Origin of the sequence: Geomonas sp. Red32, assembly GCF_023652955.1 — a bacterium.
Classification (GTDB): domain Bacteria; phylum Desulfobacterota; class Desulfuromonadia; order Geobacterales; family Geobacteraceae; genus Geomonas.
Genome location: NZ_JAKLOY010000006.1, coordinates 44,696 through 60,396, shown reverse-complemented (window position 1 = coordinate 60,396; position 15,701 = coordinate 44,696). Strand labels below are relative to the sequence as shown.

13 protein-coding genes are annotated in these 15,701 nt (G+C 62.5%); 4 read left to right on the top strand and 9 right to left on the bottom strand.

Annotated features, from left to right (window positions below):
* The first annotated feature begins 18 nt into the window (after positions 1-18).
* Both L4X63_RS15920 and L4X63_RS15915 read left to right on the top strand, forming a co-directional pair.
* Positions 19-1,167, top strand: coding sequence for a trans-sulfuration enzyme family protein (locus tag L4X63_RS15920; protein WP_250679637.1), 1,149 nt, complete (start codon positions 19-21; stop codon positions 1,165-1,167).
* Complete coding sequence (locus L4X63_RS15915) at positions 1,164-2,300, top strand: trans-sulfuration enzyme family protein (RefSeq protein ID WP_250679636.1); 1,137 nt, start codon at positions 1,164-1,166, stop codon at positions 2,298-2,300. Before L4X63_RS15920 ends, L4X63_RS15915 begins: the two co-directional genes overlap by 4 nt.
* 161 nt (positions 2,301-2,461) lie before the next feature.
* Here the strand turns inward: L4X63_RS15915 and L4X63_RS15910 are convergent, their stop codons facing one another.
* On the bottom strand, positions 2,462-3,598 hold the full coding sequence (locus L4X63_RS15910) for a molecular chaperone DnaJ (protein ID WP_250679635.1): 1,137 nt from the start codon (positions 3,596-3,598) through the stop codon (positions 2,462-2,464).
* 310 nt (positions 3,599-3,908) lie between these two features.
* Between L4X63_RS15910 and L4X63_RS15905 the strand changes: the two genes are divergently transcribed.
* Both L4X63_RS15905 and L4X63_RS15900 read left to right on the top strand, forming a co-directional pair.
* The gene (locus L4X63_RS15905; RefSeq protein WP_250679634.1) at positions 3,909-4,856 is read left to right on the top strand and encodes an ADP-ribosylglycohydrolase family protein; all 948 of its coding nucleotides are present in this window, start codon (positions 3,909-3,911) and stop codon (positions 4,854-4,856) included.
* Positions 4,857-5,071: 215 nt separating this feature from the next.
* Positions 5,072-5,272 carry a cold-shock protein gene (locus L4X63_RS15900; RefSeq protein ID WP_250679633.1) on the top strand — a complete coding sequence of 67 codons (201 nt, stop codon included), beginning with the start codon at positions 5,072-5,074 and terminating at the stop codon, positions 5,270-5,272.
* 237 nt (positions 5,273-5,509) lie between these two features.
* Here the strand turns inward: L4X63_RS15900 and L4X63_RS15895 are convergent, their stop codons facing one another.
* The 8 genes from L4X63_RS15895 to purB all read right to left on the bottom strand — a co-directional run bounded on the left by L4X63_RS15895 (position 5,510) and on the right by purB (position 15,591).
* Complete coding sequence (locus L4X63_RS15895) at positions 5,510-6,058, bottom strand: YaeQ family protein (protein WP_250679632.1); 549 nt, start codon at positions 6,056-6,058, stop codon at positions 5,510-5,512.
* A gap of 2 nt (positions 6,059-6,060) precedes the next feature.
* Positions 6,061-6,753: a YkgJ family cysteine cluster protein gene (locus tag L4X63_RS15890; protein WP_250679631.1), complete on the bottom strand. Its 693-nt coding sequence runs from the start codon at positions 6,751-6,753 to the stop codon at positions 6,061-6,063.
* A 242-nt stretch (positions 6,754-6,995) separates the two neighbouring features.
* On the bottom strand, positions 6,996-7,544 hold the full coding sequence (gene pyrE / locus L4X63_RS15885; RefSeq protein ID WP_250679630.1) for an orotate phosphoribosyltransferase: 549 nt from the start codon (positions 7,542-7,544) through the stop codon (positions 6,996-6,998).
* Positions 7,541-8,968, bottom strand: a complete 1,428-nt coding sequence (gene purF, locus L4X63_RS15880; RefSeq protein ID WP_250679871.1) for an amidophosphoribosyltransferase — start codon at positions 8,966-8,968, stop codon at positions 7,541-7,543. Before purF ends, pyrE begins: the two co-directional genes overlap by 4 nt.
* 149 nt (positions 8,969-9,117) lie before the next feature.
* Complete coding sequence (locus L4X63_RS15875) at positions 9,118-9,942, bottom strand: phosphoribosylformylglycinamidine synthase subunit PurQ (protein ID WP_250679629.1); 825 nt, start codon at positions 9,940-9,942, stop codon at positions 9,118-9,120.
* A 304-nt stretch (positions 9,943-10,246) separates the two neighbouring features.
* Positions 10,247-13,234, bottom strand: a complete 2,988-nt coding sequence (locus L4X63_RS15870; RefSeq protein WP_250679628.1) for a phosphoribosylformylglycinamidine synthase subunit PurS — start codon at positions 13,232-13,234, stop codon at positions 10,247-10,249.
* A complete protein-coding gene (locus tag L4X63_RS15865) occupies positions 13,224-14,303 on the bottom strand; it encodes a mechanosensitive ion channel family protein (RefSeq protein ID WP_250679870.1) in 1,080 nt (359 codons plus the stop codon). Before L4X63_RS15865 ends, L4X63_RS15870 begins: the two co-directional genes overlap by 11 nt.
* Positions 14,296-15,591 carry an adenylosuccinate lyase gene (purB, locus tag L4X63_RS15860; RefSeq protein ID WP_250679627.1) on the bottom strand — a complete coding sequence of 432 codons (1,296 nt, stop codon included), beginning with the start codon at positions 15,589-15,591 and terminating at the stop codon, positions 14,296-14,298. The genes L4X63_RS15865 and purB overlap by 8 nt, the downstream gene beginning before the upstream one ends.
* Positions 15,592-15,701: the final 110 nt, after the last annotated feature.

Sequence of the window (15,701 nt, the reverse complement as noted above, 5' to 3'; positions counted from 1 at the left end):
TTTCATTTGGAGGAAACGATGAAAGTAGCTACCACCGCAGCACACATCGGCTTGCAGAGGGAATCGAGAACCGGCGCGGTCACCGTCCCCATCTACCAGACCGCGACCTTCCGCCATCCGGGCCTTGGGCAAAGCACCGGCTACGACTACAGCCGTTCCGGAAACCCGACCCGCCAGGCGCTCGAGGAGGGGCTCGCCCAACTGGAGGGTGGCTGCCGCGGCTTCGCCTATGCCTCCGGCATGGCCGCCATCACGAGCCTCATGTTCCTCTTCAGCCAGGGCGACCACCTGATCGTCACCGAGGATCTCTACGGCGGGAGTTACCGGCTGTTCGAGAAGACCTTCCTCCAGTTCGGCCTCACCTTCAGCTACGTGGACACGAGCGACGTTGCCGCGGTGGAAGCGGCGATCCGCCCCAACACCAAGGCGCTCTTCGTCGAGTCGCTCACCAACCCGCTTCTGAAGGTGGCCGATATCGCCGCGCTTTCCGCGCTCTGTAAGAAGCACAGTCTTCTTCACATCGTGGACAACACCTTCCTCACCCCGTACCTTTTGCGCTCCTTCGACCTTGGCGCCGACATCACCGTCTACTCGGGGAGCAAGTACCTGGCAGGCCACAACGACACCGTCTGCGGACTGGTGGCGGTTAAGGACCCGGCACTGGCCGAGAAGGTCTACTTCCATCAGAACGGCATCGGCGCGGTGCTAGGCCCCCAGGATTCCTTCCTCACCATCCGTGGGATGAAGACCCTGACCCTGAGGATGGAGCGCCAGCAGGAGAACGCCCAGGCGGTCGCCGAGTGGCTCTTCACCCACCCCCGGGTGGGAAAGGTTTACTACCCCGGGCTCCCCGACCATCCGGGGCACCGGATACTGAAGGAGCGCGGCAACGGCTTCGGGGCGATGATCGCCTTCGAGGTGACCGAGCCGCAACTGGTGGACCGGCTCTTGATGAACACCCGGGTGATCTCCTTCGCGGAGAGCCTCGGTGGCGTCGAGAGCCTGATCACCTTCCCGCAGGTGCAGACCCACGCCGACATCGAGCCGGAGACCCTGGACCGTCTGGGGATCAACCACCTCCTGCTGAGGCTGTCGGTGGGAATCGAAGACAAGGACGACCTGATCGCCGACCTGGCGCAGGCATTCGAAGAAGGAGAACCGGCATGAAGTTCGCGACCGAACTGATCCACGGCAAAAGCCCCATCGACCCGGAGTTTGGCTCCCTGAGCCACCCCATCTACCACAGCTCGACCTTCGCCCAGCGCTCCATGGACGAGTTCGGCCGCTACGACTACGCCCGCTCCGGCAACCCCACCCGCGAGGCGGTCGAGGAAGCGGTGGCGGGACTGGAAGGAGGGACCACCGGGCTCGCCTTCGCCTCGGGAATGGCAGCCATCGGCTCCACCTTCATGATCTTTTCGCCGGGCGATCACCTGGTGGTCTGCGAGGACGTCTACGGCGGAACCTTCCGCCTTCTCTCCACGGTGATGAAGAACTGGGGCCTGGAGGCCACCTTCGTCGACGCGACCGACCCCGCCGCCATCGCCGCCGCCGTCACCCCGCGCACCAAGGCGCTCTACCTGGAAACCCCTTCCAATCCCCTTTTAAAGGTCATCGACCTCAAGGCCGCCACCAGCCTGGCCAAGGAGAAGGGGCTTTTGACCATCGTCGACAACACCTTCATGACCCCGTATCTGCAGCGGCCGCTAGAGCTTGGCTGCGACATCGTGCTCCATAGCGGGACCAAGTTTTTAAACGGCCATTCCGACGTCATCTGCGGCTTCGCAGTCGCCAAGGATCCCGAGCTCGGCAAGAGGCTGAAATACGTGCAGAACGCTTTCGGCGCCGTGCTGGGGCCGCAGGACTGCTGGCTGGTCTTGAGGGGATTGAGGACCTTGAAGGTGAGGATGGAGGAGAGCCAGGCCGGGGCGATCAGGATCGTGGAGTGGCTCAAGACGCAGGAGAAGGTGGCGAAGATCTATTACCCGGGGCTGCCGGAACACCCGGGGTATGAAGCCCACCGGGCGCAGTCGTCGGGTCCGGGGGCGGTCCTTTCCTTCGAGCTCGACAGCTATGAAACGACCGCCAAGCTGGTGGCCGGCGTGAAGCTGGCTGCCTTCGCGGTCAGTCTCGGCGGTGTCGAGAGCATCCTCTCCTACCCCGCCAAGATGTCCCATGCCGCCATGCCCCCCGCCGAGCGGGAGGCACGCGGGATCAAGGACACCCTGGTTCGCCTCTCGGTAGGCCTGGAGGACCCGGAGGATCTTATCGCCGACCTAGCCGCCGCCCTCGGCGCCTAGTGAAAACAGAAGGGGGACTGGCCACCGCGTGCCAGCCCCCCTTTTCTTTGGTTCATCGGGAAAAACTGGGGGATAAAAGCTCCCCCCCTTTGGAAAAGGGGGGACAGGGGGGATTTGTGACGTTGGCGTTACCTTTTCGCCCTCAGTCGGATCACTCCGGCTTAGCGGTTCCAGCTAAAACTGACCGTCTTCACCCCCGGTACTGCCAGTTTGAGCCTGGCCAGCCCGGCCTCGGTGATACCGCTGCCGGAGGTGGTGAGCCCGGTAAGCCGCGGGAAGTCCCGCAGGGCCAGCAGCCCCCGGTCGGAAATCGACGTCTGGTACAGGTAAATCCGCTTCAGATTGACGAGCGGCCTGATAGAGGAAAGCGCCTGGTCCGTGAGCCCCGCACCCGAAAGGTAGAGTTCCTCCACCCCGGTCAGCCTGGCCAGCGCGGGGAGGTCGGCGTCACTGAAGCCGTAGAGATAGAGAGCCTGCAGGTCGTCGGGACGAAGCGCCGACAGCGACTGCAATCCCCCCACCTTCCCGCCATTGATATCGAGCCGCACCTCCGCACCTTCCGGAACCGGTAAAGCCCCCGCGGCGCACCCCCATTTCTTCCACTTGCTGTAGTTGACCGAACCGCGCTCCCTCAGGTAGGCGAGTCCGTCGCCCAGCCCGGCAGGAAACACCACCGTCTTCCCCGGCCACGGACGGGAAGCCCGGGATTGCGCCCCCGGCGCCTTTTCGCCCCCCCGCAAGCGCGCGAGCCTGCGTCGGCCGCGGTCTATGTTGAGATCGACCGCCGTCACCAGGTCCGCCAGCAGACTCTCACTCACCACTCCCCCATCGAGCCTGAGCTTCAGCCGGACCGCGAGGCTTCCCTGCACCTCCGCAAGCCGGGCAGTAAGCTCGGCAAGCTCGACCTTTTCGGCCGCGATCACCCGGTCCAGCCGGCGAAGCTCCTCCAGGGCGCCCGGACGCGAACGCCACCACTCCCGCAAGATGCCTTCCAGGGTCCGGGCATCCTCCTCGGCGTAGGCCCGGTTGGCACGGGACATCAGCTCCGTCCGCTCGTCCTGGCTGACGGTCGCGTCGGCCAGGTCGGGGTGTACGGTCTTGGCAACCTCGCGGTAGAGGGTCTTGATATCTCTGGCATCGGAACGCCACCCGCGGCAGGCGGCGAGCGCGGCGGAATCGAGGTCGTTACCGTCGCCGGAACCGTCGACGGTCAATTGCGCTATTTCGGCCTCGATCGACTGGAGTTCGGCCAGCCTTTGGCCCAGTGTACGGTCATAGAAGGAGTCGATATCTGACAATTCATCCTGAACCTGCTGCAACTGTGCGCGGGTTTCCGCAAGACGGCGCCGGACACTGTTCAATTGGGCGACCTTCTGTTCGAGTATGGGGTGCTCGCTCAACTTGTGGCCAAAACCGGACATACAGAGTCACATCCTTTTTTCCTGACACAGGTCATCCTTCATTTGGCCCTACGTTACCACGATTGGAGATCATACACAAAGCCTTTGAGGAGCCCATCCCCCTTGCCGCTTACGCAATCTATGCTATCCCTATTAGGTGACGGCCGGCACTTCCCAACCAACGCCAAGCGATGCAAAGGAGAGAGCCATGGATGTCGAAAAGGGAATGACCGCTACCGCTTTCGCCGACCGCTGCCGGGGAGCGATATGGGGACAATTCATCGGTGATGCCGCCTGCCGCGCGACGGTCAAGGCGTTCGAAGAACCCGCCCAGGGGGTGAAGGTGGACGTCCGCCACCCGGGCGAACTCTCACCCAACGGGGAAGCGGCGCTACTGCTGCTCCAGTCGGTAGCCGAGCTCGGCTACTTTTCGGCCCCCGATTTCGGTCCGCGCTTCGTGGCCTACTTTTCCGCCGAAGGGTACCGCGGCAAGCTCGACCAGGCGGCCCGCGGCACGATCAATAACTACCTGACCTTTGCAGCCCATCGCCGCAGCTCCTCCTACCACTACCAGGGAGGAGCCGACGACGACGGACCGTCCACCCTCACCCGGCTCGCTCCCGTGGTCGTCAACCGCAGCCTGGAGGGTTCCCTCCTGAAGGTGGTGGAGATAGCCACCCGGGTCTGCCAGGACAACCAGCGCGCGGTCGCCTATGCCAAGTGCCATGCGCTCATCATGCGCGACCTTTTGAACGGCAAGGAATTCGGGGAGGCGGTGAAAGGTGCGGCCAAGGCGGTATCGGGGGAAGGTGAAGTGGGGCGGGAGATAGCGGCCGCCATCGAAGCCGTCTTCTCCAGGCTTGACCGGCCGGTCCGGGAGATGACCGCCCAGTTCGGGACAGGCTCTCCCCTCCGGCAATCGTTCCCGGCCGCGCTCCACTGCGCGCTACGGAACCAGAACGATTTCAGAATGGCCATAGAAGAGACATCCCAGGCGGGCGGCGACGCCACTGCCCGGGGGGCCATGGCCGGGGCCTGGCTGGGTGCGCTACTCGGTCTCCAGGGGATACCGGCAGGCTGGGCAGGAATGATTCACGGGAAGGACGGGATCGGAAGCTGCATCGAGAAGGTGATTGCCACTGCAATAAAACCGTAAGGTCTCAAGATAGTTAGCCGTCCCCAAAGGCCTCCCGCTGGCTCCCACTGGACTAGCCGGGAGACCTTTCTCATAGCGTTTGCAGGACTGTATTAATTCAGTCCGATTTTTTTAAAATAATTATATTGACATTAACTGGACAACACTGGTAGAGTGCACCATCCGTGGATTTACCCGGGATCAACCTCAAAGAAGTATATGGGAGAAGTAAGTAAATGGTAAACGGAACTGTGAAATGGTTTAACGACAGCAAAGGGTTTGGCTTCATCGAGCAGGAGAATGGCGAGGACGTATTCGTTCACTTCTCCGCTATCACTGGCGAAGGCTTCAAATCCCTCACCGAAGGCGACAGCGTAACGTTCGAAATCGTGAAAGGCCCGAAAGGTCTTCAGGCAGCCAACGTTTCCAGGGGCTAATCCACATAGCGTAGAACATTATCGAGAAGCCCCGGATATTTCCGGGGCTTTTCTTATTTCAACCCCATCTCTCCAAAGCTGTCCCCCGCCGAAGTACCTCCCCCGTCATCCTCAAGCCCCGAAATTGCAAAGAAGCTTCTTCCGAGGATGCGTCCCAAGAATGCTGACGAAAGGTCCCCCCCTTTGCGAAGGGGGGACAGGGGGGATTTGCCTGTAAGAGAGCCCCCAGTTCCCAATTTAAGCGAGCGGCGTCCCGCTTAAAACTTCCACCGCACTCTCGACCGTCTCCCCCCCTGCCGTCAGATAGAGATTCCCCTCGGTAACCGTCAGCGACCAGTCGATCACCCTCTGCAAACCGGCGGCGAGCCCGGCGACAAACGCCGAGTCGAGCCCCACCACCGTAAGGTTCGCGGCACCGGCCAATTTCCCGAGATGTTGCCCTAACCACCGGTCCTTGTCCCGGCCAAACGTGAAGAGCACCGCCCGCTCGACGTGGCGGCACGACTTGGCCAGCCGGTCCGGGTCGGGGAGCCCGACCTCCACCCAAAGGCGCACTCGGCCGTCCGGCCCCTTGCTCCAGAGATCCGGCTCGTCACCGGAACCGACCCCTTTGGCGAAGTTGAGCTCCTCCTCGTAGCAGAGGCAATACGCAAGAAGCCTCGCCACCAGCCGCTCCTCCGTTTCCGAGGGATGTTTGGCGACGGTAGCCTGCAGTTGCTCGTAGACCTGGCGGTCGAGATCGGACAGGTTGACCGAAGCCCGGTAAATAGTTGAAGGAAGTGCCACGCTTACTCCTCGCTTTCGTTATTGCAGGGGCGGAAATCGGCGAACCACCCGGGCCAGTCGAAGTTATCGAAATCGATCATCAGGGCCAGCGGGATGAAGGTATCCAGCTCCTGCACCCGCTCCCCGACCAGTTCGGAGGTCAACTGGCGGAAAAGGGCGACCTCCTGGCGGAAGATGGCGTCGAACGGTGCGGATATCCCCGGCAGCGAGAGCGGATCGGTCTCCGTGAAATTCATGGTGCACCACTCGTCGTGCATGACGTCGCCGCTGGTATCGACGAACGGAATCCCGTGCAGCCGGCAGGTCATCGGACGGTTATCGTAGACCAGGCAGCGGCCATCGCCATCCAGCAGCACACAGGGAGTCTCGTCCTCGTCCGGCATCAGCGCCTCCCAATCCTCGTCGGGGCGGTGATTGAGAAGGAAGGGGTGGGCGAGCTCCGGCCACTCCTCCCGCATCAAGCCGAGCCGCTCCCCGCACTTGGCGAGTACCCGCCCCTTTACCTCCGGGGAGAGCGCATCGAATCCCCTCTTGAGGAAAAGGGCGTCCAGCAGCGTGATGTCGAAAAGCCCGCGGCAGCAAGACGAGCACCCGGTCCCGCAGGCAATCTTGTCCGGGTAGCGCTCCATGCAGCGGGCGAACCATTCGTCGATGAGGCTCAACAGCTTGTTGTATTCGGCGAGAATCTCTTCCATGCTCTACTCCTCATCCCCCCGCAGGAAAGGATGCTCCCCGCAGGGGTCACCCCCCGCTGGCCTCAGTCCCCCCCTTTGCAAAGGGGGGACAGGGGGGATTTTTGAGCTGCCGGAAGTGTCGCTTCCCCCGGCTTCCCCCACCCCCTCGCCCCCTCCCTCCAGGGGAGGGGGAAGCAATCGACGCTACAAACAACGAAGGCGGCATAAATGCCGCCTCCATTATCTAACATTGGCCCGTGCCTCTAGGCGAGGATCTCCGACTTGGTGAAGATCGCCTTAAGCCAGTACCCTTCCTTCTCGATGTTCTCGCGGCCACCCTCTTCGCGGTCGACCAGGGTCACCACGCCGAGCACCTTGAGCCCTTCCTCTTCGGCCCTCTTGATGGCCTTCATGGAGGAGCCGCCGCTGGTCACCACGTCCTCGACGATGACGACGCGGGAGCCGGGCTTGAAGTTCTTCCGCCCTTCCAGCCAGGCACCGGTGCCGTGGCCTTTGGGCTCCTTGCGGATGATGAAAGCGGGAACCGGCTTCCCTTCCAGGAAGCTCACCACCGAAGTGGCAGTGGCGATCGGGTCGGCGCCCAGGGTGAGCCCCCCTACCCCTTCGAGCCCTTCCACGTCCTTGACGGCCTCGAAGAACAGCTTGCCGGTCAGGTAGCCCCCTTCCGGATGGAGGGTGGTCTGTTTCCCGTCGAAATAGAAATCGCTCTGACGGCCGGAGGCCAGGGTGACGTTGCGCTTCTCGTACGAGAGTTCGATGATGATCTTCTTCAGCCTTTCCTTCTCGGTCATATCTTCTCAATCTCCTTTTCGAATAGCCCCATCTGCGAGTCATCATCCATTTCGAGACGCGGGAATTTAACCGGGTACCCCCCGGTAAAGCAGGCGTTGCAGTAGCCGCCGTTATCGGCCCCCACCGATTTCATGAGCCCTTCTTCGGAGAGGTAGCCAAGCGAATCGGCGGTGATGTAGCGGCGGATCTCGTCGATGGAATGGGAGGAAGAGATCAGCTCCTTGCGGTTGGGGGTATCGATCCCGTAGTAGCAGGGATAGCTGGTGGGAGGCGAGGAGATCCTCACGTGGACCTCGGAGGCCCCGGCATTACGCACCATCTTGACGATCTTTCTCGAGGTGGTGCCGCGCACGATGGAGTCGTCGATGACCACCACCCGTTTCCCCTTGAGGACTTCGCGGACCGGGTTCAGCTTGATCTTCACGCCGAAGTGGCGGATCGCCTGCTGCGGCTCGATGAAGGTACGTCCCACGTAATGGTTGCGGATGAGCCCCAGCTCGAAGGGAAGACCCGACTCCTCGGCGTAGCCAAGGGCCGCCGGCACGCCGGAGTCCGGAATCGGTACGACGATGTCGGCATCGACCTTGTGCTCGCGGGCGAGCTGCCTCCCCTGCTCCTTCCTGACCTGGTAGACGTTGCGGCCAAAGACGTGGGAGTCGGGACGGGCGAAGTAGACGAACTCGAAGATGCAGGGGCTGGGGGTGGTCTTTTTGAGCGGAAAGAAGGAATTCATCCCGTTCTTGTCGATGACGATCACCTCGCCCGGCTCGACCTCGCGGACAAACTCGGCGTCGATCAGGTCGAGGGCGCAGCTCTCGGAGGCAATGACGTACCCGCCGCCCAGACGGCCGAGGCAGAGCGGACGGAAACCGTTGGGGTCGCGCACCGCGATCATCCTGGTCTCGGTCAAAAAGAGCAGGCAGTAAGCGCCGAGGATCCGGTTGAGGGCGTCGGTAAGCCGGTCGAGGAGGGAGTTCGCCTTGGAGGTGGCCAAAAGGTGAACGATGATCTCGGTGTCCATGGTGGTCTGGAAGATGGATCCGTACGCCTCGAGCTCGTCCTTGATGATCTGGGCGTTGACGATATTGCCGTTATGGGCCACGGCGATGGAGCCGCGGGAATAGTCGACCATGATCGGCTGCACGTTCTTGATAACCGAAGAACCGGTGGTCGAGTAGCGGACGTGGCCGATGGCGGATTTGCCGGGGAGGGATTTGAAGATTTCCTGGTTACCGAAGACGTCGGCCACGAGTCCCATGCTCTTGTGGGCATGGAGGGCGGCTCCGTCCGAGGAGACTATCCCGCAGCTCTCCTGCCCGCGGTGCTGCAGGGCGTAGAGTCCGAGATAGGTAAGGTTCGACGCCTCCGGGTGGTTGAATACACCGAAAATGCCGCACTCTTCTTCAGGCCTCAACAACTTCATCTCTTCCACATGCTCTCCTTATTAAGATCGGATACTGCCTATGTGCCGCCGATTAACCTGCGAAGCGTCAAGCCCCGCCGTATGTCGTCCCAGGCCCGCAGCTGAGTGCCTGGACGAAAGGTATCGTCTGGTACCGGTGTAACGGGAGCCTACAGGTTCTGCCTCACGTACTGTGCAGCATTCCTGAAGAAGATCAGGCCGTCCCCTTCCTCGGGAAGCTCCTCGCGGGTCCAGCGCGGGTGCTGGGTGCGATGCACGAAAGCCTCCGGATGGGGCATCAGTCCCATGATCCTGCCGGTCTCGTCGCAGACACCGGCAATGGCGTTGATGGAGCCGTTCGGGTTCTCCGGGAACTCCATGGTGGAAGCCTGGTAGTTCTTGTCCGAGTACTTCAGGCAGGAGAGGTGCTTTCCTTCGATGGCGTCCAGGGTCTCCTGGCAGTCGACGAGAAACTTCCCTTCGCCGTGACGGATCGGAAGGTAAACGCCCCCTTCGACTCCCTTGGTGTAGAGAGACGGCGAGGCGGGATCGACTTTCAGGTAGCACCAGCGGTCCTGGAAGCGGCCGTTGGCGTTGTAGGTGAGAGTGGCGGTCTGCTTGAGGTAATCGCTGCCGAGCGCCGGGAGCATCCCCATCTTGACCATCAGCTGGAAACCGTTGCAAACGCCGAGGATGAGCTTGCCGTCGCCGATGAAGCGAAGGAGCTGCTCGACGAGAGGCTCGCCGCTCCCTTCCACCGCGGCATAGCGGAGACGGTTGGCCTGGGCCTTGGCGCTCCCGAGGTCGTCGCCGTCCAGGAAGCCGCCGGTAAGGTTCAGGAAGTGGTAATCGTCGAGGGTGACTTCGCCCGACATGAGTTCGGAGATGTGGGCGATGCGGGCCTCATCGAAGCCCCCCAGCCTGCAGGCGTGGGCGGCTTCCATTTCACAGTTGGTGCCGTTGCCCGTTATGACCAGAGCTTTAGCCTTTGTCATCTAGTAGTCCTCTGTATGTGCGGAACGCGCAGAACGTCCCATTATGGCATAATCGAAATATTTTTGTCACTCGGGGAAACAATTCCAAAGAGTTAACGAACTTCGTCCAACCAAATATAAACCCCGTTCAACCAGGAAACAAAACCCGTCCAACCAAGAAACAAAACCTGTCGCGTTTCGTCCCTCAACGCGACCTACCTCGCCCCTTTGTTGCAGAGGGGAACAGGTCCCCCCCTTGTCAAAGGGGGGACAGGGGGGATTTGCTCTTCACCTTCCCCGAAGAGGGAGAACTCCAGCGAGCCTGTTACAGCTCCCTCAGCGGCGCCTGCCAGGCTTCCTTCAGCTTGGCGAGATCCGACTTGACCACCTGCTTCCCGTCCACGCCGCCGATGGCGAGGAGCTGGTCGCTGGTGACCACCCCGATCCGGGCGCAGACCGTCCCGGCCATCGCCTTCTCGAAGGCGTCGGCATTCTCCGGCTTCACGGACACGAGGAGACGGGAAGCCGATTCCGAGAAGAGGAGCACGGCGTCGGAGAGTTTGGCGCCGCCCTTGACCGGAACCTGGGAGAGCTCCACCGACATCCCGAAGCCGCCGGCGAAGGCCGCCTCGGCTGCGGCAACCGCGAGGCCGCCGTCGGAAAGGTCGTGGCAGGAGGCGACCAGCCCCTTGTTGAGAGCGCCATGGTAGGCGCGATAGGTGGCGAGCGCCGCCTGCGCGTCTACCTTCGGCACGTTGTTCCCGACGAACCCCTTGGCGGCCAGGTACTCGGAGCCGCCCAGCTCGTCGGCGGTGGCACCGAGGAGGAACACGAGGTCACCCGGGCGCTTGACGTCCATGGTGACCGCCTTGCGTGCGTCCTCCATCTTTCCGATGACGGAGAAGAGCAGCGTCGGCGGGATGGAGATCTTGGTGGTCCCGTCGTAGAAGTCGTTCTTCATGGAGTCCTTGCCGGAGATGAGCGGCATGGAGAAGGCGGTGCAGTAGTCGTAGAGCGCCTTGTTGGCGCGGACCAGCTGGGCCATCTTGTACGGCCCGTCCGGGGTCCGGTCGGAGAGGACCGGGTCGCACCAGCAGAAGTTGTCGAGGCCGGCGACCAGGTCGGGCGAGCCGCCGACGGCGATGTAGTTACGGAAGCCTTCGTCGATGGCGTTGGCCGCCATGTGGTAGGCGTCGATGTCGCTGTAACGCGGCGAGATACCGTGGCCGACCACCACCCCCTCGAAGGAGTCGAGGATGGGACGGACGACGGCCGCGTCGGAGGGACCGTCGTTGTCGGCGCCGGTGAACGGTTTCACCACGCTGCCACCCTGAACCTCATGGTCGTAGCGGCGCACCACGCTCTCCTTGGAGCAGATGTTCAAAGAAGAGAGGAGCCCCAAGAGGTCGCCGGTGTAGTCGGCGGCGGGAGCGATCTGCGGCTCCGGGTTGACCGGCGGCTCCCACTTGGCAGGGATCTGCATGGGGGGAAGCCCGGCGTGCATGAAGGAGAGCGGCAGGTAAGCGACCGTCTTCTCGCCGTACATCATGTGGAAGACGCCGGAATCGGTGAAGGTACCGAGCACGGTGGCCTCGACGCCGAAGCGCTTGGCCATTTCCATGAAGGCGTCGAGCGACTCGGGCGGAACCGCCATGCTCATCCGCTCCTGGGCCTCGGAGATCAGGATCTCCCAGGGAGCGAGCCCCGGGTACTTGAGCGGAGCCTTGGCGAGGTCGAGCTGGCAGCCGCCGCACTCTTCCGACATCTCGCCGATCGAGGAGGAGAGCCCCCCTGCCCCGTTGTCGGTGATGAAGCGGTAGAGCTTTTTGTCGCGGGCCCGGATCAGGAAGTCGAACATCCGCTTCTGGGTGATCGGGTCGCCGATCTGGACCGCCGAGACCGGGGAATTCTCGTTCAGCTCCTCGGAGGAGAAGGTCGCGCCGTGGATGCCGTCCTTGCCGATCCGGCCGCCGGCCATCACGATCAGGTCGCCCGGAAGGATCTCCTTCTGGTGGGCAGGCTCGCCCTGGATCTTGGCCGGCATGATTCCGGCGGTGCCGCAGAAGACGAGCGGCTTACCGGCGAAGCGGTCGTCGAAGACCAGCGAGCCGTTGACCGTCGGGATGCCGCTCTTGTTGCCACCGTGCTCGACACCCTCGACGACACCTTCATAGATGCGGCGCGGATGCAGCAGGCGCTTCGGGAGCTCCTTGGAGTAGAACGGATCGGCGAAGCAGAAGACGTCGGTGTTGAAGATGAGCTTGGCACCCATGCCGGTCCCGAACGGGTCGCGGTTGACCCCCACGATGCCGGTCAGCGCCCCGCCGTAGGGATCGAGGGCGGAGGGAGAGTTGTGGGTCTCGACCTTGAAGACCAGCGACCAGTCGTCGTTGAACTTGATGACCCCCGCGTTGTCCTTGAAGACCGAGAGGCAGTAATCGCGGTCGCCCTGGGCGGCCCGCACGTCGGCGGTGGTCCGCTGGATGTAGCTCTTGAACAGCGACTTGATCTTCTCGCTGTTCCCCTTTTCGTCCTGGTAATCGACGTCGGCGGAGAAGATCTTGTGCTTGCAGTGCTCCGACCAGGTCTGGGCCAGGGCCTCCAGCTCCACGTCGGTCGGGGCGGCACCCAGGCCGATCTCGGCGCGCTTCTTCCGGACCTCGGGGTCGCGGTAGTGGGCCTGGATGATCTTCATCTCGTCGAGAGTCAGGGCCAGCACGCCGTCGCGGCTGATGCGCATCAGCTCCTCGTCGCTCACCTCGAGGTCGATGGTGTTGACCTCGGCCTTAGCCACCCCCTGCACCTTCGGGACGTAAGCGGCAACCCCGCCCTGCTTGGCGAAGGTGGCGGCGTCCAGGATCTGGTAGCGCTGGATCAGCGTGTTGCAGAGAAGGCCGGTGGCGATCTTCTCGGCATCGGCGGCGGAAAGGGCGCCGGAGATCAGGTACTGCACCGAGGAGTAGACCGCCTCCCCTTGGGCCAAAGGCTGGCCGAGGAGGTAGCCGATCGCCTCGCCGGCGGTGCGGCCGACGTTGTCGGTGACGCCGGGGCGAAAGCCAACTTCGATCAGGAAGTCGAAGCCCGCGGCGGCAGGCTTATCGACGTGGTACTCCTGGATGACCGGATCGCAGAAGGGACCGGCGGCCACCTTGTCGAGATCCCCGGCGCTAAGCGCAGCGTCGACCGTGTAGACGTCGATGGTGCGGACCGAGGCGACCTCCAGGTGGAGGAAGTGCTCGATCTCGCGCTTGATCCGCTCACCGCGCGGGTCGCGGACCTGGTCCTTGAGGGTAATTTCTATCCTATGGGGCATGGTTAGCGTCCTTTTCCATGAAAACCGTCCTGGTGGGGTACGGTATGTTGATGCCGTGCTCGCGGAAGGCGGCCGCTACGGCTAACACCACGCTGTCGGTGGCGATGGCGAGCGACCGGGAACCGGAGACCCAGAAGCCCAGGGAGAGATGAACGACCCCGTCGCCGAAGCCGGTGCAAAGCGCCTTGGGGGCGGGATCCTTGAGAATGTCGGAAACCGCGAGGGCGGCCTCTTCCATTACCTTTCTCGCCTTATCCAGATCGCTCCCCACGGTCACCCCGAGGCTCACCGATCCGGTCGCCCTGAGATCGGGGAAGTCCATGTTGATCACCGTGGAGTTGCAGAGCTCGGAGTTTGGGATGATCAGGAAGGTGTTGTCGACCGCCTTGATCCGGGTGCTCCGCAGGCCGATATCGACCACGTCCCCCTGCTTGTTCCCCAGCTGGATCCGGTCGCCGATCCGGAACGGCATGTCGATCATCAGCGTGAAGCCCGAGATCATGTTGGCAAGCGTATCCTTGGCGGCAAGGCCGATGGCCAAGGATCCGACGCCGAGGGCGGTGACCAGCGACAGGATGTCGTAGTTGAAGTGCTTAAGGGTGATGATGAGTGCGGTGCCGACCAGGAAGATGCTGAAGAGCTTCTGCACGAGCGGGATCAGCTGGCGGCTCATGTCCGGCCCGAGCTTGTTCCCGTAGCGCTTGAGCATCTCGTCCATCACGCGATAGACGATGTTGGCGACGATGACGATGTTGATGACGAAGACGATCCCCGCCGCGATGGCGGTGAGCCGCTCCGGAAGCGGAAGCCTCTTGATGACCAGGTGGAGGCCGGCGAAGTTCAGAAGGAGAGCCGCCGGAGAGGATATCCTCTCCAGCGTGGTCTCGACCAGGTCGTGTTTGGTCAGCCGGGTGTAGTGCGCACCAACCCTGGCCAGCAGTCTCCGCAAAAGGCGGGAGAGCAGGTAGAAGACGGCCAGGACGGCCACCGAAATCAGCGTCTGCTTAGCCCAGAAGAGGAAGAAGATATCCCCCTCGTCGGGCGCGAAGAAGGAGAGGATGTTATCCACCAAAGACCCTCGTGAAGATGGTGTCTACGTTTTTCATGTGGTAGCCGAGATCGAAGGCTTCCTTGATCTCCTCGGCGGCCAGGAACCCGGTCACGTCGGCATCGTTCAGAAGCTCGGTCTGGAAATCTTTCCCTTCTTCCCAGACCTTCATGGCGTTTCTCTGCACCAGCGCGTAGGCTTTCTCGCGGGAAGCGCCGGCCTCGGCAAGTTTCAGGAGCACGCGCTGGGAGAAGATCAGGCCGCGCATCTGGTTCAGGTTCCGCATCATGTTTTCCGGGTAGACCACCAGGTTTTCGATGAGGCCGATGGCGCGGTTAAGCATGAAGTCCATCAGGATGGTGGCGTCGGGGCCGATCACCCTCTCCACCGAGGAGTGGGAGATGTCGCGCTCGTGCCACAGCGGCACGTTCTCCATGGCTGAGACCGCGTAGCCGCGGATCAGGCGGGCCAGGCCGGTCAGGTTCTCGGAGAGGACCGGATTACGCTTGTGCGGCATGGCGGAGGAGCCTTTCTGCCCCTTGCTGAAGAACTCCTCGGCTTCCAGCACCTCGGTCCTCTGCAGGTGGCGGATCTCGACGGCGAACTTCTCGATGGAGGAGGCCACGATGGCCAGGGTGGTGAAGTACTCGGCGTGACGGTCGCGCTGGAGGACCTGGGTGGAGCAGGGAGCGGGCTTCAAGCCCGCCTTGCGGCAGACGTATTCCTCTACCTTGGGGTCGATGTTGGCGAAGGTGCCGACCGCGCCGGAAAGCTTGCCGTAGGCGATGACCTCGTTGGCGGCCTGCATCCTCTTCAGGTTACGGGCCATCTCGTCGTACCAGAGCGCCATCTTGAGGCCGAAGGTGACCGGCTCGGCGTGGATGCCGTGGGAGCGCCCCATCATCGGGGTCATCTTGTGCTCGAAGGCCCTCTTCTTGATGACCACCATGAGCTTCTTGATGTCCTCGACGATCAGCTCGCCCGCCTCCTTGAGGAGCATGGCGAAGGAGGTGTCGAGGACGTCGGAGGAGGTGAGACCGAGGTGGACGAAGCGGGAGTCGTCACCGATGTAGTCGGCCACCGAGGTCAAAAAGGCGATCACGTCGTGCTTGACGGTGCGCTCGATCTCGTCGATGCGCTCGACGTCGAAGCTCGCCTTGGCGCGGATGCGGTCCACGGCGTCCTTCGGGATCCTCCCCATCTCGGCGTGGGCCTCGCAGGCCAGTATCTCGATCTCAAGCCACTTGCTGTAGCGGTTTTCCGGTTCCCAGATGCGGGTCATTTCGGCCCGGCTGTAACGTTCGATCAACTTGATATCCCCCTTGCTATGTGTGTGCTGTATGAATGCCTACGATGAAATCGCTTGCTTTATCGCCAATGCCCCTAAATCCCCCCTGGTCGAAGAGGACTTCAAGGGCG

Coding starts and splice junctions, on each gene's coding strand:
- L4X63_RS15920 (WP_250679637.1), top strand. CDS start 19: ATGAAAGTAGCTACCACCGCAGCACACATCGGCTTGCAGAGGGAATCG.
- L4X63_RS15915 (WP_250679636.1), top strand. CDS start 1,164: ATGAAGTTCGCGACCGAACTGATCCACGGCAAAAGCCCCATCGACCCG.
- L4X63_RS15905 (WP_250679634.1), top strand. CDS start 3,909: ATGGATGTCGAAAAGGGAATGACCGCTACCGCTTTCGCCGACCGCTGC.
- L4X63_RS15900 (WP_250679633.1), top strand. CDS start 5,072: ATGGTAAACGGAACTGTGAAATGGTTTAACGACAGCAAAGGGTTTGGC.
- L4X63_RS15890 (WP_250679631.1), bottom strand. CDS start 6,753: ATGGAAGAGATTCTCGCCGAATACAACAAGCTGTTGAGCCTCATCGAC.
- pyrE (WP_250679630.1), bottom strand. CDS start 7,544: ATGACCGAGAAGGAAAGGCTGAAGAAGATCATCATCGAACTCTCGTAC.
- purF (WP_250679871.1), bottom strand. CDS start 8,968: ATGAAGTTGTTGAGGCCTGAAGAAGAGTGCGGCATTTTCGGTGTATTC.
- L4X63_RS15875 (WP_250679629.1), bottom strand. CDS start 9,942: ATGACAAAGGCTAAAGCTCTGGTCATAACGGGCAACGGCACCAACTGT.
- L4X63_RS15870 (WP_250679628.1), bottom strand. CDS start 13,234: ATGCCCCATAGGATAGAAATTACCCTCAAGGACCAGGTCCGCGACCCG.